Below are 17,135 nucleotides of genomic sequence, written 5' to 3'. Positions count from 1 at the left end.
GTTTGATAATAATTTTATTTTAATTCACAGTTATTCCAATCTCAACACCAATTGCGCAAACTGCACTTCTATGGTATCATCGATACCCTCTATTAAGAAATCCAAACCAGTATTTGAAACCAATAATTGTCCGGTTGCACTTATCAAGCAGGACATACTTACTCCTTGTTCTATATGGGTAATGGTTGCTTTAAATTGTGATTTAAAGGATTTTCCTTGATAAGTAACATCTATCAGCCAATTAAAGTTGATAGGGTCGTGCCGTTTTGATAAAAAATCCTGTGATGGAATAGTGCCCGTGAACCGAAGCATCAAAGGGGCTTCCTGCTGTTGTAAAATGGTATTGATTTCAGGAATATCTGTTGATAAAGTCTTAAGGTCGAGTACACCATTAACCACTTTGGAATCATAATCAAGATATAAGGCCAATTTATGGCTTTCTGCCTTGACGGGTTTAGAGTTAACCAAAGTCATCATCATAATATGACCTTCTTCAGTTGTATAAATTTTTTGGGCGTTTACTTTATAATAACTAACCAACAAGATTATTAAAATACAATGTTTAACATTCATAATATCCATCTTTAATTGTATAATTAAAAAAAAGCAGCTTCTACTTTTGCTTTTAATGCTATTAATCATTTTGCTTTAAGAAGCATCATAAAAGCTGCCTGCTATTAATTAAGTTTTCACTTAATTTATTTTAAATAAAAAATTTCACTCTTTCACATAACCACTTACCGCTATTTATTATCTATATCCTTTTCTCTTTTACCGAAATAATACATCAGAGCAACACTTGCACCTAATAGTCCAAACAGAATATTCTCGAAAATTTGATTCCCATTGATATTCACAATTTCAATGAAATTATTTATTAAATATTGCCACCAATTAATTTCATAATTCTGACTGCTAATCGTGAAAATTGTTATCCCCAAAGGTTGAAGGATAAAAACACCTATGGCAAACCCAATTAGTATGGTAATAAGAATATTCTTTTTATTCATCGTCTGTCTTTTACGGAAGTAAGCTTACTGGCTCTCAATCCAACTTTTGGCATCTTCCTTTTGGTCTATATTGAAATACTTAATTTCGGCGTTGGTAAAAGGCTTCATAAATTGGGTTATCCATTCTTGCCATTTTTTATCTCCTACCATTGCTATTTTTTCATAGTCTCTGGCGTGGGCCGTATCCATTTTGAGGTCTTCCCATAAACTAGGCAAGTCCCAACCCGTAAAATTGTCCATCTCAAAATACCAACGAACCTTCATCCCCTTGTCCAGTATAGCGTGGATAAGTGGATGGATTTTTTCGATGTCTTCTTTTCTCAATTTGCCCGAAGCTTTTGTTGCAACAATATTTTTTTCTTTTAACTCGATTATCTGTAACATTTTATATAGTTTTTAATTAAGTATTATCCTTCTAAATCATAAAACCATTCTTCCGCCCTTATGATGCCTTCTGATAATGATTTTTTTAGTTCTGTCATATTTTGTAGTTAAAGAGGGTGGAAGAAACCTGAACTGGACCATTGGGCGCAAGGGTTCAAGGTTCAAGTACTCCCACCTGTTATTTTTTTCTGCATTTTTCACAAATTCCTTTCAATACAAGGTTCACATCGTTCACTTCATAATCGTCTGGCAAGCTTTCTTCCGATATTTTATTTGGTAAACAGATTGTTTTCCTACAATCGGTACAATGAAAGTGCATATGTAAATCTGTACCGTATTTACCTTTGGCATTTTCATCAGAAATCGCATATTTTGACACCCCGACACCATCATTAATCTGATGAATCAACCCTTTATCCTCAAAAATCTTGAGATTGCGATAAAAGGTCGTTCTGTTGGCTGTTTTATTGGTTTCGCTCTTTTGAACAAAGGCTTTTTTTAAATCGGAAAAGGACACGGCACTTTGTTTCCTTTTCAGGAACTTGTATATCTTCGACCTCATTTGAGTAGGTCGAATCCCTTTAGCCAATAATGTTTTTTCCGTCTTTGTCATTTAATATTCTTTCAAAAAACCAGGTTCTTCTATGTCCCAATTTTTCTAATCTTTTTTATAAGCCAAAAGGCGCAGAGCATTGGCCACGACTACCAAGGTAGACCCCTCGTGAAACGCAACGGCAACCCCTATATTTGCCCAACTCAAAATGGTAGCCGGTATCAAAAGTGCCACAACCCCAAGGCTTACCCAAAGGTTCTGCTTGATTATGGCCTTTGCCTTCCTGCTCAAACCTATGGCAAAGGGCAGGGTTTCCAGTTTATCGGCCATTAGGGCAATGTCAGCCGTTTCCAATGCCACATCACTGCCCGCTGCACCCATTGCGATTCCTACGGTGCTGTTTGCCATTGCAGGGGCATCGTTCACACCGTCGCCAACCATTGCGACTTTGGATTCCTGTTCTTTTAATTTTTTAATGGCATCTACCTTTTCCTCTGGCAACAGGCTTCCCCAAGCATCGGTCAATCCAATTTCTTTAGCAACGGCATCGGCAACCTTTTGATTATCGCCAGTTAGCATTATCATCCGCTTAATACCGATTTCCTTTAATTTTTTAAGGGTTTCCTTGGCCGCTTCCCGTGGGGTATCCATCAGGGCGATGATACCTATATATTCTTTGTTCCTTCTTATGAGCATTGTGGTATTTCCACCACCTTCAAGTTCTTTTACTTTATTCGATATTTCTTCGGATGGTATTGCTTCATCGAGGTCTTCGTACAAGTCAAGGTTTCCAATATAGATTTTATCCTTGCCAAAGGACGCTTTGATACCTTTTCCTAGAACCGCTTCCAAATCTGACGCATCGGTAATATCAGTACCTTTCAGACGCTCTTTCCCATCCCTTACGACGGCTTTGGCCAAAGGGTGGTCGCTCAAGTTTTCAACGGCAACGGCTATCTTTAACAGTTCATTTTCTTCAATATTTCCCAGTGGTACTACTTCGGTAAGTTTGGGCTTGCCTTCGGTAAGCGTGCCCGTTTTATCAAAAGCCAAAGCGGTAATGACCCCTAAATCCTCAAGTGGTCGCCCACCTTTGATAAGTACACCGCCCCGTGCTGCCCGTGCCACACCGCTTAATACCGCACTTGGTGTTGAAATGGCGAGTGCACAGGGGCTGGCAGCTACCAATACTGCCATTGCACGGTAAAAACTGGCACTAAACGGTTCATCAATGACCAAAAAGGCAAAGAGTAGGATACTAACCAATATCAGTACGGATGGTACAAAATATTTTTCAAACTTGTCGGTCAACAGTTGGGTAGGGGATTTCTGGGTCTGTGCCTCGTTGACCAATTTGACCAGTCGGGACAGCGTAGAGTCTTTGGCTTCTTTGATTACCTTTATTTCCAGAGTATTATTACCGTTGATAGTTCCAGCAAAAACGCGGTTTTCGTCCTTGATATCATCGTCTGCTGAATAGTCCTTGCCCGTATCTTCCACAGGAATTTTGTCCACAGGTACACTTTCCCCTGTGATAGGTGCTTGGTTGACACTGCTTTTTCCTTTGACCACAACACCATCGGCAGATATTTTACTGTTGGGCTTGACCACAATGATATCACCTATAATTAATTTTTCAATCCCGACTTCTTCTGTCTTGCCATCTTTTTTGAGCAATGCCGTTTTTGGTGCCAAATCTGCCAGTGCCGCAATGGACTTTCGGGCCTTTTCCATTGCATAATGTTCAAGGGCGTGCCCCAAACTAAACAGGAACAATAACAATGCACCTTCTGCCCATTCTCCCAGAATGGCGGCACCAATGGCGGCAACCAACATTAAGAAGTCAATTTCAAAACCGCCTTTGGCGACGGTCTGTACTGCTTCCTTGGCCGTAAAGAAACCACCGAAAAAGTAAGCGCCAATGTATAAAGTAAGACTGACCCAATCTGGGATGGATTCCACATAGGAAAGGCCGAAACCTATTCCGAGAAGTGCCCCACAGATAATGGAAAAAATGAGCTCCGTATTTTTACCGAAAATACCACCGTGGGCGTGCTCTTCTCCTTCCTCGTGGGTCTCGCCTTCTTTGTACTCGTGTCCCTCTGTGGAAGTTTGCTCTTTAGTCTCTTCCTTCTTTGAACGCTCCTGTTTTTTGGATGCTTTGGTGTAATCATTTTCGTTTGAAGCACTGCGTTGAACCTGAAGGTCTTCCTTTTCAATTTGTTTGCTTATTTCATCAAAATTTGTTTGCTTTTTATCAAACTCAAGTCGTACCATTCCAGAGCCTGAAACGGAAGCTTCCAAAACTCCATTGATTGCCAAAAGGCTTTTCTCTATGGAACGAGCCTGTCTTGTGTGTCTGATTCCTTTAACTTCAATGAGCAAATGCCCGTATTTTTCGGTAATCTCGGCACCAGTACTTTCGGCGAGGGATTGAATGCGGTCGATGGAAATGATATCTGGGTCATAATGAAAACAGAGCTGTGGCACATTAGCTCCGTTTGCATCGGCAATGTGCACTTTTTCGATGCCCTCTTTAGCTTGTAGTTTTTGAATAAGCCTTTCAACACAAGAATCTTTTTCGTTAGGAACTTGCGGAAGGATGACCGGTATTTTTAGTTGTAGTTTTTCCATTTTTTATTTTTATTTTATCCACTCTTTGGCATCGTCTTTTTCTTCGGTCTTATAAAATTTTATATGGGCTTCTGAAAAAGGAAGCAATACCTCGGTAAATTGCTCTTGCCATTTAACGCTACCCACCAAAGCAACACGCTTTAAATGCTTTTCATTCGGAAGATTTAATTCAATACCCTTCCAATAGGCACTTACCGTCCAGCCTTCAAAATTTTGCATTTCAATGTACCAGAACACTTCCTGATATGCATTTATGTGTTCTGTTAAGACCGGTATCAAGTTTTCATAATCCTTGGCATCCAGCTTATTCTCTGCTACCATATATACCGTAGCCTCTTTTTTATAGATTGTTATCATTGCTAATTATTTATAAATGATAATTGAATTTAAAAACCAAAGGTTTAATCCAAATTGCCACTGCATTTTTCGCAGATACCCTTTACCACCAAGTTGATATCCTCGGTAATATAACCATCAGGCAAGTTGATATGAGGGATTTTATGTTCTGTTAAACAGACCGTCTCATTACAATTGTTGCAATGAAAGTGCAAATGAAGGTCGTTGCCGACCTCGCATTCACAATTTTCTTCGCAAAGGGCGTATTTTATAATTCCTGTCCCATCCTCGATTTGATGCACAATACCTTTTTCTTCAAACGCTTTCATAGTCCTAAATAGGGTACTTCTTTCACTGACCTTAAAATCCTTTTCCAAGTCGCCAAGGCTGATGGCAACATTCAACTCTGCCAACCGCTTATAGGTCATAAGGCGCATAGCTGTAGGCCGTATTCCTTTGCTTTCTAAAAATTGAACTATTTTTTCCATTTGTTTAAAAAGAGGTTTACAGGTCGTGCCGTTTTAAGGAATCTCCTGTTTTAATCTGAAAGGCATCTTCAATATTTGCTATATAAATAATACCATCTCCAGGCCCGTCGGTTTTGGCGTTGGCTATAATTGTTTCAATGGCCGCTTGGGCTTCCTCATTTTGACAGACCAATTCCAATTTTACCACAGGACTATCTGTTACGTGAAAATCTAGCGACGGTCTTGCACCTTTTGCCTTGAATGCGCCCGTGCCTTCTGCTTGTGAAAGGGTCATACTTTCAAATCCATTGTCAGAAAGTGCTTCAATGACTCTTTGGATTCGGTTCGGTTTTATAAATGCTTTTATTTCTTTCATCTGTTGATATTTATTTGTTTTTTAATGGTCATATGTAATTACTCACATCGTTTTTATTTTATTTAAAGGTGTTCGTGAATCTCTGATTTCGCCAATCAACATTTCGGTTGGTATCCAAAATTGTTGTGGCTCATTTCATATTTTAAATTTTTAATCGATTTTGAACCGAGCCTGTTTTTCTAATTTTTAACTAACTAATTAAGACGATAAACAAACTCGGACTCAAAACCTTTGATTATTATTGAATTAATGTCCGTGTTCCAGTTCGCCCTTAACCATTTCCGAAGACAGGTTATAAGCTCCGTTTATGACCACTTTGGCATCCTTTGAAACTTCAGCAGGAAGATTGACTTCAACAAAACCTAAATCGGTAATACCAACCGTTACGGGTATCATTTTGAATTTCATTTTGTCAGATTCCATTTCCTCATCTTCATCCAAAATGAAAATGAAGGATTGCTCGCCTTCCTTTATAATGGCGGCTTCCGGTACGGCAAAACCCTTTTTATCGCCCTGCACTATGCGCCCTTCCACATACATACCTGGCAAAAGGTTTTTATCCTTGTTTTCTATATCTGCAAGAACTTCCAAAGCTTTTGGGTCAGACTCGAAAGTTTTGCCTACAGACCGAACGGTGGCCTTAAGCAGTTCATCTGGGCGAGAGGCCGTGGAAAAATATATCTGTTGCCCTTGCTTGATTTGCTTTATGTCCTTTTCATATACTTTGAAGTTGACATAAATTTTTGAATTATCGCTTATTGAGAACATTTTGGATTGTTGTGCCACGTAATCGCCAAGGCTAATCATTACTTCATCCACGTAACCACTTATGGGCGTGGTAATGGGAACAGCGGGATATATTTGGCCTTCCGCCACTTTGTCTGGGTTAATTCCCAACAGTCTCAATTGGGACCGCAAACCATTGACGCTGGATGTTGTAGAACGAAATTTTGACTGTGCCATCTGAAATTCCTTACCAGAAGAAACGCCTTTATCATAAAGGGTCTGCTTACGTTCAAAATCCTGTTTCAAAAACACCAGTTCGTCATTTTTTTCCTGATAATCCTGTTGCATTGCAATGATATCTGGGTGTTCTATATATGCCAGCACCTGACCTTTGTTTACGTTATCTCCAGGGATGACTTTTATGGAACTCACATTTCCACCAACAAACGGGCTTATGTTCGCCTTGTCCTGTGGGAAAAGTTCCAGCGTTCCTGTTACCTTAATGTTGTTCCCTAAATTACGTTCCTCCAAAGGTTTCATTTCCAAACCAATGGTTTCGGCCTGTTGCTTTGTGAGCTCCACAACACCTTCTTCCTCACTATGACCTTCTTCTTCTCCTTCATTGTGGCCTTCCTCGCCGTGTGCATCTTCTCCAGCTTCATTGGTTTTTGATACGCCTTCGGCTTCGTTATGCCCAAGTTCAGATTTTGGAGCATCATTACAACTCATAAACATAAGTGTAAATAATACGGTGCTTACTAATAATATATTCTTCATTTTTCTTTTTTTAAGGTTATAAATTGCCCAATTGATATTGCATATCAATGGTCTGCTGGTTAAACTGATTGATGTACTGTAAATGATTTTGTTTTATCCTGATGGCACTGTTGAGAATCGTGATGTAATTGACATAATCTATTTCGCCTTCCTTGGATGCCAATTGCGCTGTGGTAATTTGTTGTTCTGCCAACAATAGTGCGCCTTCTTCGTAATATTGCAAAATCTTCTTTGTCTTTTCAAGAGATTTGGCCAACTGCGACACGCGACTTTCTGTAACCGCCTTTTGCTCCAAATACTGATTCTCTGCTACCATTGCGTCTGCCTTGGCTGCCTTTACCCTTGACTTCTGGGGAAAAAACCACAACGGAATACTAATACCTGCCTGATAGGTGTTGAAGCCTGACACTTCATCTACTACTTGTCTTCCATAGGAAAAACTGAATTTCGGTAGGAATTGTGATTTCTCAACACCCACGTTTGCTTTACTTACTTCGGCATTTTGTAATGCATATTGCAACATTGGGTTATTGGCCACCGAAATGGAATCCAATGTCGCCATAAAATCCAATGTTTTGTATGGTTCACTAATGGTCTCAATGGATTCATCGGTTCCTAAATATTGTTTTAAGGCGCGCTTGGCAATTTCAATATCATCAAAGGCTTGTTGCCTTAATACTTGAATCTGTTGAAATTCGGAAGAGGCTGAAATAAACTCCAATTTACCTGTTTCTCCCGTATCATAGCGAAGTTGGGCAGCGGTCTTAAAATTGGCATAAATACTGTCCAATTGGTCTGCAAAGCGCAACTGTGCCTTATAATAATTAATTTGGTCATACGCCTGCATCACATTACGCACCAATTGTTGTTCACTGGCCACATAAAACTTTTCTCCCAAGGCAATACGCTCTTTGTAAAACTTCGATTTTGAAAAACCGGAAAGCAAATCAATGTTGCTCTGTTGTACACCAACGGTTGTCTGCACTCCAGGAAGATTATTTCCATATTCTTCTTTGCCCGTGAAAACTTGAGTGCTACCAAGGTCAAAACTCGTTCCCTTTAGTGCCTTTTCCCGTTCAATAAATGCTTGGCTTTCTTTAAGTGATGGATAATTCTGTTTAGCCACAGCAATGGCCTCATCAATGGTCAAGGTCTTTGGGATTGTACCATCTTGATTGGTGTCTTGGGCAAATGAAGTACTAGAAGCCATCAAACCTCCAACCATCAAAAATATGGTTATAATATTCGTGGATTTGTTGATATAGCTTACATCGCCATCATTTTCTTTCTTTTCTTTTCGTGATTCAAGCCAATAGTATAATACGGGAAGGACTACAAGCGTTAAAAAAGTAGCTGTAAGCAATCCTCCAATAACAACCGTTGCTAAAGGTCGTTGCACTTCCGCGCCACCAGAGGTAGAAACCGCCATTGGGATAAAGCCCATAATGGCTGCGGTTGCCGTCAATAAAATTGGGCGTAAACGCTCGTGGGTGGCTTCGTATATTCTGTCTTTTAAGTTTGTCATTCCACTTTCTTTTAATTCATTGAATTTGTTTATCAGTACCAATCCGTTTAAAACTGCAACCCCAAAGAGCACGATAAAGCCAACACCTGCGGAAATGCTAAAAGGCATTCCTCTTATCCAAAGAGCAAATACGCCACCAATGGCCGCCAAAGGCACTGCCATATAAATCATTACCGATTGTGAGAATGAGCTCAAGGCAAAATAAAGCAATATGAATATTAAGAAAAGTGCAATAGGCACTACAATCATCAATCGGTCAGAAGCACGTTGTAGGTTTTCGAACGAACCTCCGTAGGTTACAAAATAACCAGGTGGCAATTTTACTTGTGTTTCCAGTTTTTGCTGTATTTCCTCGACCATCGATTTTACGTCACGGCCACGGACATTGACCCCTACTGAAATACGACGGGAGGTATTGTCCCTTGAAATTTGCATCGGTCCGGGTTTATAACTGATTTCCGCCACTTCCTTTAATGGTACTTGCGCTCCATTTGGTAAATCGATATAAAGATTTTTAAGGTTGTTGATGTCTTGTCTAAATTCCTTTGCCAATCGGATAACCACATCGAACCGTTTTTCGCCTTCAAAAATTACACCTGCTTCTTCTCCTGCAAAGGCGGCACTTACATAATCATTCAATTTATCCACGGTTACACCGTATTGTGCCATTTTTGCGCGATTGTATTCCACCGTCATTTGAGGTAAGCCACTTGTAGCTTCCACATTGAGGTCAGCCGCTCCGGGTACAGTTCTAATGACCGCAGCGATTTCCTGTACCTTGTCTGCCAAAACGCCCAAATCTTCCCCATATAGTTTAATGGCAACATCTTCTCGGACACCCGTCAATAATTCATTAAAACGAAGTTCTACAGGTTGGGTAAACACGAAATTTACGCCTGGAACAACTGAAATTTTTTCCTGTATTTTTTCGATAAGTTCTTCTTTGCTGTCTGCTGAAGTCCATTTGCTCTTATCTTTTTCAAGAATGATATAACTATCCGCAATGTCCATAGGCATTGGGTCGGTTGGGATTTCGGCAACCCCAATTCTTGAAATTACTGTTTTTACTTCTGGAAATTCATTGATTAAATTTTGAAGTTTTTTTGAAGCCTCGATGGACTCGGTAAGACTGCTACCTGGTTTTATCAACGCTTGAAACGCAATATCGCCCTCATCAAATTTTGGGATAAATTCGCCGCCCATGTTGCTGAAGATAAATCCTGCGATTAATAGTAGGGTAACTGCGCCTATAACGACACCAGCCCGAAAACGAAGTGCAAAATTGAGCAACGGTACATATCCTCTATTTAGCCCAGACATTATTTTATCACTGAACCTATCAATTTTATTTTCAAACTTGGCAAACCAACCGTTTTGGTTCTTTGCTGGTTTCAAGAACATCGACGAAATCATTGGGACGTAAGTAAGACAAAGGATAATCGCTCCTAAAACGGCAAATCCAAAGGTAAAAGCCATTGGACGGAACATTTTTCCTTCCACACCAGTCAAAAAGAGAATCGGTGTAAATACAATAAGGATAATCAATTGTCCGAAAAATGCCGAATTCATCATCGTACTTGCCGATTCGTAGGCTATTTCATCCATTTCGGGCTGACCTATGGCAGTTGTGGTTTTTTTCATCCGTTGATGGATATGAAAAACCATTCCTTCAACAATGATTACCGCACCATCCACGATGATTCCAAAGTCGATTGCACCCAAGGACATTAAATTTGCCCACACCCCAAATTGTTTCATCAAAATAAATGCGAAGAGCAGTGATAATGGGATTACCGAAGCTGTAATCAAACCACCACGGAAGCTTCCCAACAATAGCACCAAAACAAAAATCACAATCAGCGAACCTTCAATAAGGTTTTTCTCGACTGTACTTGTGGTTCTTCCTATCAATTCACTTCGACTTAAAAACGGTGCTATATAAACACCTTCCGGCAAGGATTTTTGTATTTCATCAATACGGTTTTGTACATTTTCTATCACAGTACCAGGGCTTTCGCCTTTAAGCATCAAAATCTGTCCGCCTACAGATTCGTGACCGTCTTGGGTAAATGCACCATAACGCACTTGGTTTCCGTAACCCACTTTTTCGGCAACGTCCCTTACCAAGACAGGGCTTCCATTTTGAGTGGTCACAACCGTGTTTTCCAAATCGGCGATACTTCGAGCCAGCCCTTCGCCACGGATAAAATTGGCTTGGTGGTTTTTTTCAATGTAAGCACCACCGGTATTGGCATTGTTCACTTTAAGAGCTTCAAATACCTGATTCATTGTAATGCCAAAACTTTTTAGTTTATCAGGATTAATGGCAACTTCGTATTGTTTTACATAACCTCCAAAGGCATTGACCTCGACTACGCCTGGCACTAAAGCCATTTGGCGTTTTACAATCCAATCTTGGATGGTGCGAAGCTCCATTGCATCATATTTGTCTTCATAGCCTTCTTTTACTTTTAAGGTATATTGAAAAATTTCGCCCAGACCTGTTGTTATGGGAGCCATAAAAGGTGTGCCAAAACCTTCGGGGATTTCTCCGGCAACTTCGGTTAATTTCTCCTGTACCAATTGCCGTGGCAGATAAGTGCCTGCCTCGTCCTTAAAAACAATGGTAACCACGGACAGCCCAAAACGGGATACTGAACGCAGCTCGATGACGTCAGGAAGATTGGCCATTGCCAATTCTACGGGATAGGTAACAAATTGTTCTATATCTTCTGTCCCCAAGTTTGGGGCCACGGTTATTACCTGTACTTGGTTGTTTGTTATATCGGGTACAGAACCCAAGTTTATAGTGGCCATAGACCAAATGCCCGTACCAACAAGTGCCACTATAAATAAGCCAATAATAAATTTATTATTAATGGAAAATGAAATGATTTTGTTAATCATAGAAAAAGTATTAATTCAGTTTAAAACTTACGATGCGAATAGGTGCAACGCATTTATATAGCAATGCCTATCTTGAGAAGCATCACGTTAGGATATAGCTATCCTTAAAAAAAACTGAATTATACTTTAGGGGGTTGGAAAAGCGATTCCAAATATCTGGAAGAGAAGTTTACTTTATGTAAGTTAACCTGTTTTTTTCCTTCAAACTTTAATTGATTAATTAAAGCCAAATTGTTGTTCTCAATCATTAACACTAAAGGGTGACAACATTGCTGATGGGAATGGATTGGTGTATTCTCCTTATCAGGGTTATGATGATGCCCTTCATTTTTTGCACCATTGTCAATGTAATCTTCGACTACGTATTCAAGGAAAGAGTCTCCATAAACTTTATGGTCTTGATAATGGGTAATAATGCTTGAAATTTCTTTAATTGGCCCACAAAAGTCCATATCAATGCTGATTCCCTGAAAAAAGAATAAAATAGACATTGATATGGAAAAGAATATTTTCATAAAGTTTGACAAAGATACAAATTAATCGATGCACAGGTTGTGCAAAAACTATGGTTGTTCTTTATTTACTAATTTTAGTTAACCTTAAATATAGATTTTGCCTCTCTATAAATCCGTTCAAAATTGAGCTTTAATTCATCGGTTGTAAAATGTTGATGAGGATTTGGTATTTCTCTTTTAATCGTTTGTAGTTTAAATTGAACTCTTTTATCTTTGCCATCAGCAAAAGTTATAAACTCGCCTTGTTTCAAACGGAAAAAAACATCTGCTCTACGTTTAGAAACTTCTTTTTCGCCTGTGGTAATTCTCGTATCAAAATTTAGATTGTGTCCACGATTTATACTTGTGGTTTCCTTACGAACAATCTCAAAGAAACGCTCATAATATTTTGCAGTATCTGGGTCATTAACTTTGCCGAAAAACTGATAGGAAAGATTGCTCAAAATAGCCTTACTCGCTTTGTCTCCATATAGCATATCATTCTGAATTTTATCCTGCATCACGTAAATTGTGGCAATATCATAGCTTCTTAAAGTTGCGGGAATGCGGTGCATATTAAGCAGCTTTATGGTTGGGGCTTCTTCCATCATTAAAAATGACGACTGTTGACCTCTCACGCTCATTTGCTTGATGACTGTGTGCATAATTGCAGCGATGATAGGCGAGTAAGCTGATTCATATTTGGGATGGTTCACGATGCAGATAACAGCAGGATTGTCCTTGCTGTTGATATTCAATGGTACTTCATCTTTTGACAAAGCCATAAACAACTGTTGTGAACCTATCTTTTTAAAGGCATTGGCCAATGTGCTTTTCACACCTGCCGTTTGTTTGTCAGAATCCATTCCGTTGATAAAAGCACTTGCCATACTTCGGGAAGTGATATTTGAGCTCACAAAAGTAACCAACTGTTTGGTAGTCATCGATTGAAAAATAGCAATCAAATGGGGCAGGGTGCAATATTGAGGATAGGACGTTTTTAGTTTCCAAATCATTCCACCCATCAAACCTTCAACAGCATCACTGAAGAATTTTGTGGTACTGTTTGTACTGGATTCGTTGAACTCCAAAAGATTTTCAATGAGTACCTTGGATAATTCATTCACACTTTCCTCATTGGGCAAATATCTTGGGGTAATTGGGTTTACACAATAATGGATTTGGTCAAAAGCTATGGTATAGAATTTAATATCCTTTTCTTTAAATAATGGGTAGGCAATTTCGGTAAGTTCAAAATCCTTGTAATCGTGTATGATACCACAAAATTGATGGGTACTAAAATGCTGTAAAAAATTATAGATAACACTTTCTGTTTTACCGCTTCCCGCAGAGCCAATAATCGATGCACCTCGCTTGATATTTTCGATTTGAAATTTTCCACGACGAAGTTTAAAGCGTACCTGATATTTCTTATCTCCGTTTTTGGGCTCTTCTTGATGAAGAAACACATATAAAACTGTACTGACAAACAATACCGGAACAACAATAAAAAGGATGATATGTGGTATTGACATACTCATATCCCAATAGAACCCGACTGTATTGCTCGGTCAATCCCTTTTTTTAACTTGTTGATTATCTTTAATGCCAACTGTACTTTGTTTGTTGGAATATTCATTATGGGTACACCAGATTTGGCAAGTATTTTATAGGCAGTTGCCTTTTCATTGGTTGGCAATCCCGAAAGAATTGAGAAATACAACTTTGGATTTTTCAGGAATGTTTTACGTGCCTTATAAGTTTCAACATAGTTTCGTTTGTATTGAAATAGAGTGTCAAACGTTTTTTCAGAAGCCTTAAAGAATTTGTCCCTATCAAAACCACGTTTTACAGGTTTGCCATTAAAAACGGTTTCCGAAGCTTTGTACTTGCTACCAGGGGACAAACTGTATTTATTGGACATATCCTTTCTGCTCACAATAATATGGATATGGCTTTGAGAGCCTTCTTTAGGCATCCCTCTAACAATGCGTTTTCCATCTTGTTGATGTGGTGCTTCTTTTTCCAATCGGGACATCGTTTGCTGTAATTTTTTGATGTTGCCTTCTAATTCGCCACTTTTAATTTTCCGGATATCGTTCTTAATTTGAAGTATCTTGGTGGCATAAGGTTGGTTCTCCTGAATTTTCCTATCCGTTCCCTTATACGTACGCTGATGCTCAATTTTGGCATAGTATATAATGTCATCTACAGTAACAGCTCGTCCGTTTATTTCCCGATTAAAAGATTTAGCGTACTCTTTCATCAATTCTCGGGTGTACTTTTTCAGTTCCTCGGAATGATTTTGCAATCGCTTCAATTCATAAGCACTCGGATTGACTGTAATGGAATAAAACTTTGGTTCGGTCTTTTTGAGTTTAGCCGTATTTCCGTCAATTTCTTTAATGACTTCCTTACCTGATATTTCTTCGCCATACTGATTGAAAAAATGTTCCATTTCATCAATGGATTTGTCATCGTTTTCTTTTTCGAGATAAGCGACAAAATCGGAAACGCTCTGTGCATAATTGCCATCTAATGTCTGTTTGGTTACTGTGATATACATTATAATTTTTGTTTAATGTTTTCAAATTCATCTTTGCTTAAATCCAGTTTTAAATAGCCACCTCCAAAACTGCTTTTAACATAAGTGGTCTTATCAATGATTTTTTCTAAATCATATTTTACGGAATGGAATTGTTGTTGAACTTCTTCGTACCGATTTCGATAATGATTCAGTTCCTCATTTTCTGTAATCAATTCCTGTTGTTCAAATTCAAATAATTCTTCTTGTGCTTCTTCCTCTTTTGGATTCTCCTGAAAGAGCAGTTCCAACATTGCATTGGTGGGTTTGGTCTGGTTTTTTTCAATATCCCTAATAATGGCTACAAGTGCATTGATTCGTTTTTTTAAGCTATTCTCTAAAGTCTTCATATTTGCACCCAAAGATTCATTTGGGGATAGCTCGTTCAAATCGAAAAAGTTCATCATTGCTTCCAACGTATCAGTATGTGAATGGGTAATTTCCTTGGAAAATTTCCGAAAGCGAGTTGCCACTTTAGGTTTAATACTAATGGCAGAAAAACTGTATTTCTTTTGATGATTTGAACTCATTTACTGTAAAAAATTGCCGTTTTATAGGGGTTTCAAAAGGATTTACTGTAAAACTTTGTTATTTCTCTATTTTATATAACCAGTAATTATTTGAATATCAAATAATTACAACTAAAAACCAATCGTTAACATCGCCTTGGCGTGTTACCCTCTTGCTTCTCAAATTCGTCCCGCAGGGACAAAATTTTTCAAACAACCTGACTGAAAAGTCAGTTGCTTTTTTTCGGAATAAAAAATTCCGATATGTTTAATTTTTGATGGGTATCATTATCGGCGAAAGTCAAATCAAAATGGGATAACGATACTTTAAATTGATACTGCTAACAGTCTTTTAAAGATATTCTATTTAGATATAATATTGAAATACAGATTGTTTCCAAATGGTTAGTTTTGATACCAAAAAATAGGATTTTTATAAAAAAGTAAATTTAAGACGTCGAGTTTTTGAATATTGGCTCTTGTAAATTTGAAAAAAGTAAAGCACAAAAAAAGACCTCTGAAAGTTCAAAGGTCTTAATTCTTGTTTTTATTTTAGATGTTAAAAACGTACTGATATGAATATAGATTTTTTATCGCTTCTTCGTCCAATATCTTATCATAATCCATATGATGTTCATTGGCGTAGGCTTTAAGGTCGTTCCCAAATTTGCTTTCTATATCTTCTTTTGAAACGGAAAGTAGATGTTGTTGGGTTTCGTCATCGAGGTTGTTATAATTTAGATAAATCATAGCCTTACTTTTTAATATTCGCTTGTAAGCATCAACGTATTATCCACAAAATACAACCGTAGTTCATCCAAAGGAAAATCGGTAAAATTGTATCGGTGTATTTCAAATATATTCCCATTTCCATCGCTGTAAATTATTTCAGCTTCATAGCCTGTATAATCCTGTTCCTCTTCCGATAGCCTTTTAAAATCTATTGTTATAAAATGGCTTCGGTTTAGCAAACTTTTGGCGATTACTGAAACATCGGTAATGAGCCAAAAACACTCTGCTACGTTGGCTAAATATTTCAGTCCGTTTGTAAATCGGGTGCGTATTAATGGGATTTGATAGAACATTTCAGAACCGTGAAAATGTTGCAATCCTTCTTTTATTTCGTTAACTTGTGCTTTCATTGTTATATCTTTTTAGAATTAATGATGAAAAGAAGAGGGCACAAACTAATTGAAAACTGGTATTAGTGCCCTCTTTACTTTTTACTTACTACCTAATAATAGGATTTCATCGGCTATCACTTCGGTAACATAGCGTTGATTGCCATCGTCCGTGGTATAGGTTCGGGTCTTTAGTTTTCCAACAACTCCGATTTCTTTGCCCTTTTCGGCATACTTTTCGATAATTTCAGCAGTTTTGCCCCAAGCGACAACGGTGTGCCAATTGGTATCCGTTTGCTTTTCGCCCTTGCCGTTTTTGTAGTATTCATTGGTTGCCAATGATAAACGGGCTACTTTCTTACCGCTTTCAAGGTTCGTAATAGTTGGTTCTTGCCCAACATTTCCAATTAACTGTACGTGATTTTTAATAGTACTCATAATAAAAGATTTAAAAGATTAATATTTCCCTTTTTGATTTAAACTGAATTAAATTTTAAGGGGTGTTTGTATGATTTCTTTCGTGCTCCGCACAATGGATGAAGTGGGTTTTGTCAAGACTTTTAGGGAATAAATCAGGTGTGTTTGCGACGTAGTAAAATCCTTGGATTTTCAAGGAAGTAGAAACCTTATTTTTGCCTAAAACTTGTACAGTCTTGACAAGTTCCATAATGGTATTAGCAATTCTTATAAAGCCATTTGTGACGAGAGCGTACCGACAGTTAAGCGAACAGA

At 38.3% G+C, this 17,135-nt stretch carries 16 protein-coding genes; all 16 read right to left on the bottom strand.

The window, feature by feature from the left end; all coding sequences use genetic code 11:
- Positions 1-30: 30 nt before the first annotated feature.
- Positions 31-573: a hypothetical protein gene (locus tag WA327_RS11975; protein ID WP_045079774.1), complete on the bottom strand. Its 543-nt coding sequence runs from the start codon at positions 571-573 to the stop codon at positions 31-33.
- 170 nt (positions 574-743) lie between these two features.
- A complete protein-coding gene (locus WA327_RS11970; protein ID WP_110473888.1) occupies positions 744-1,010 on the bottom strand; it encodes a hypothetical protein in 267 nt (88 codons plus the stop codon).
- A gap of 24 nt (positions 1,011-1,034) precedes the next feature.
- The gene (locus tag WA327_RS11965) at positions 1,035-1,394 is read right to left on the bottom strand and encodes an STAS/SEC14 domain-containing protein (protein WP_045079533.1); all 360 of its coding nucleotides are present in this window, start codon (positions 1,392-1,394) and stop codon (positions 1,035-1,037) included.
- A 178-nt stretch (positions 1,395-1,572) separates the two neighbouring features.
- On the bottom strand, positions 1,573-2,007 hold the full coding sequence (locus WA327_RS11960) for a Fur family transcriptional regulator (RefSeq protein WP_136567580.1): 435 nt from the start codon (positions 2,005-2,007) through the stop codon (positions 1,573-1,575).
- A 45-nt stretch (positions 2,008-2,052) separates the two neighbouring features.
- On the bottom strand, positions 2,053-4,581 hold the full coding sequence (locus WA327_RS11955; protein WP_136567581.1) for a heavy metal translocating P-type ATPase: 2,529 nt from the start codon (positions 4,579-4,581) through the stop codon (positions 2,053-2,055).
- 9 nt (positions 4,582-4,590) lie between these two features.
- Positions 4,591-4,938, bottom strand: coding sequence for an STAS/SEC14 domain-containing protein (locus WA327_RS11950; RefSeq protein WP_008992769.1), 348 nt, complete (start codon positions 4,936-4,938; stop codon positions 4,591-4,593).
- A gap of 44 nt (positions 4,939-4,982) precedes the next feature.
- Complete coding sequence (locus WA327_RS11945; protein ID WP_008992770.1) at positions 4,983-5,405, bottom strand: Fur family transcriptional regulator; 423 nt, start codon at positions 5,403-5,405, stop codon at positions 4,983-4,985.
- 16 nt (positions 5,406-5,421) lie between these two features.
- Positions 5,422-5,760, bottom strand: a complete 339-nt coding sequence (locus WA327_RS11940) for a P-II family nitrogen regulator (protein WP_026775392.1) — start codon at positions 5,758-5,760, stop codon at positions 5,422-5,424.
- A 246-nt stretch (positions 5,761-6,006) separates the two neighbouring features.
- On the bottom strand, positions 6,007-7,263 hold the full coding sequence (locus tag WA327_RS11935; RefSeq protein WP_117020858.1) for an efflux RND transporter periplasmic adaptor subunit: 1,257 nt from the start codon (positions 7,261-7,263) through the stop codon (positions 6,007-6,009).
- A 16-nt stretch (positions 7,264-7,279) separates the two neighbouring features.
- The gene (locus WA327_RS11930; protein WP_136567583.1) at positions 7,280-11,695 is read right to left on the bottom strand and encodes a CusA/CzcA family heavy metal efflux RND transporter; all 4,416 of its coding nucleotides are present in this window, start codon (positions 11,693-11,695) and stop codon (positions 7,280-7,282) included.
- Positions 11,696-11,814: 119 nt separating this feature from the next.
- Positions 11,815-12,210 carry a hypothetical protein gene (locus WA327_RS11925; RefSeq protein ID WP_244745226.1) on the bottom strand — a complete coding sequence of 132 codons (396 nt, stop codon included), beginning with the start codon at positions 12,208-12,210 and terminating at the stop codon, positions 11,815-11,817.
- A 74-nt stretch (positions 12,211-12,284) separates the two neighbouring features.
- Positions 12,285-13,730 carry a type IV secretory system conjugative DNA transfer family protein gene (locus tag WA327_RS11920; protein ID WP_028281656.1) on the bottom strand — a complete coding sequence of 482 codons (1,446 nt, stop codon included), beginning with the start codon at positions 13,728-13,730 and terminating at the stop codon, positions 12,285-12,287.
- Positions 13,727-14,755, bottom strand: a complete 1,029-nt coding sequence (gene mobB, locus WA327_RS11915; RefSeq protein ID WP_025743390.1) for a MobB family relaxase — start codon at positions 14,753-14,755, stop codon at positions 13,727-13,729. Before mobB ends, WA327_RS11920 begins: the two co-directional genes overlap by 4 nt.
- Entirely contained in the window at positions 14,755-15,303 is a 549-nt protein-coding gene (locus WA327_RS11910) for a BfmA/BtgA family mobilization protein (RefSeq protein ID WP_027126753.1), read from the bottom strand. Before WA327_RS11910 ends, mobB begins: the two co-directional genes overlap by 1 nt.
- Before the next feature lie 740 nt (positions 15,304-16,043).
- Entirely contained in the window at positions 16,044-16,424 is a 381-nt protein-coding gene (locus WA327_RS11905) for a DUF6876 family protein (RefSeq protein WP_025743391.1), read from the bottom strand.
- 81 nt (positions 16,425-16,505) lie between these two features.
- Entirely contained in the window at positions 16,506-16,841 is a 336-nt protein-coding gene (locus tag WA327_RS11900) for a single-stranded DNA-binding protein (RefSeq protein WP_008992779.1), read from the bottom strand.
- Between the last annotated feature and the right edge of the window lie 294 nt (positions 16,842-17,135).

This window comes from Mesoflavibacter sp. CH_XMU1404-2 (assembly GCF_037029465.1).
Classification (GTDB): Bacteria; Bacteroidota; Bacteroidia; order Flavobacteriales; family Flavobacteriaceae; genus Mesoflavibacter.
This window is presented reverse-complemented; position numbering and strand designations above follow the sequence as displayed.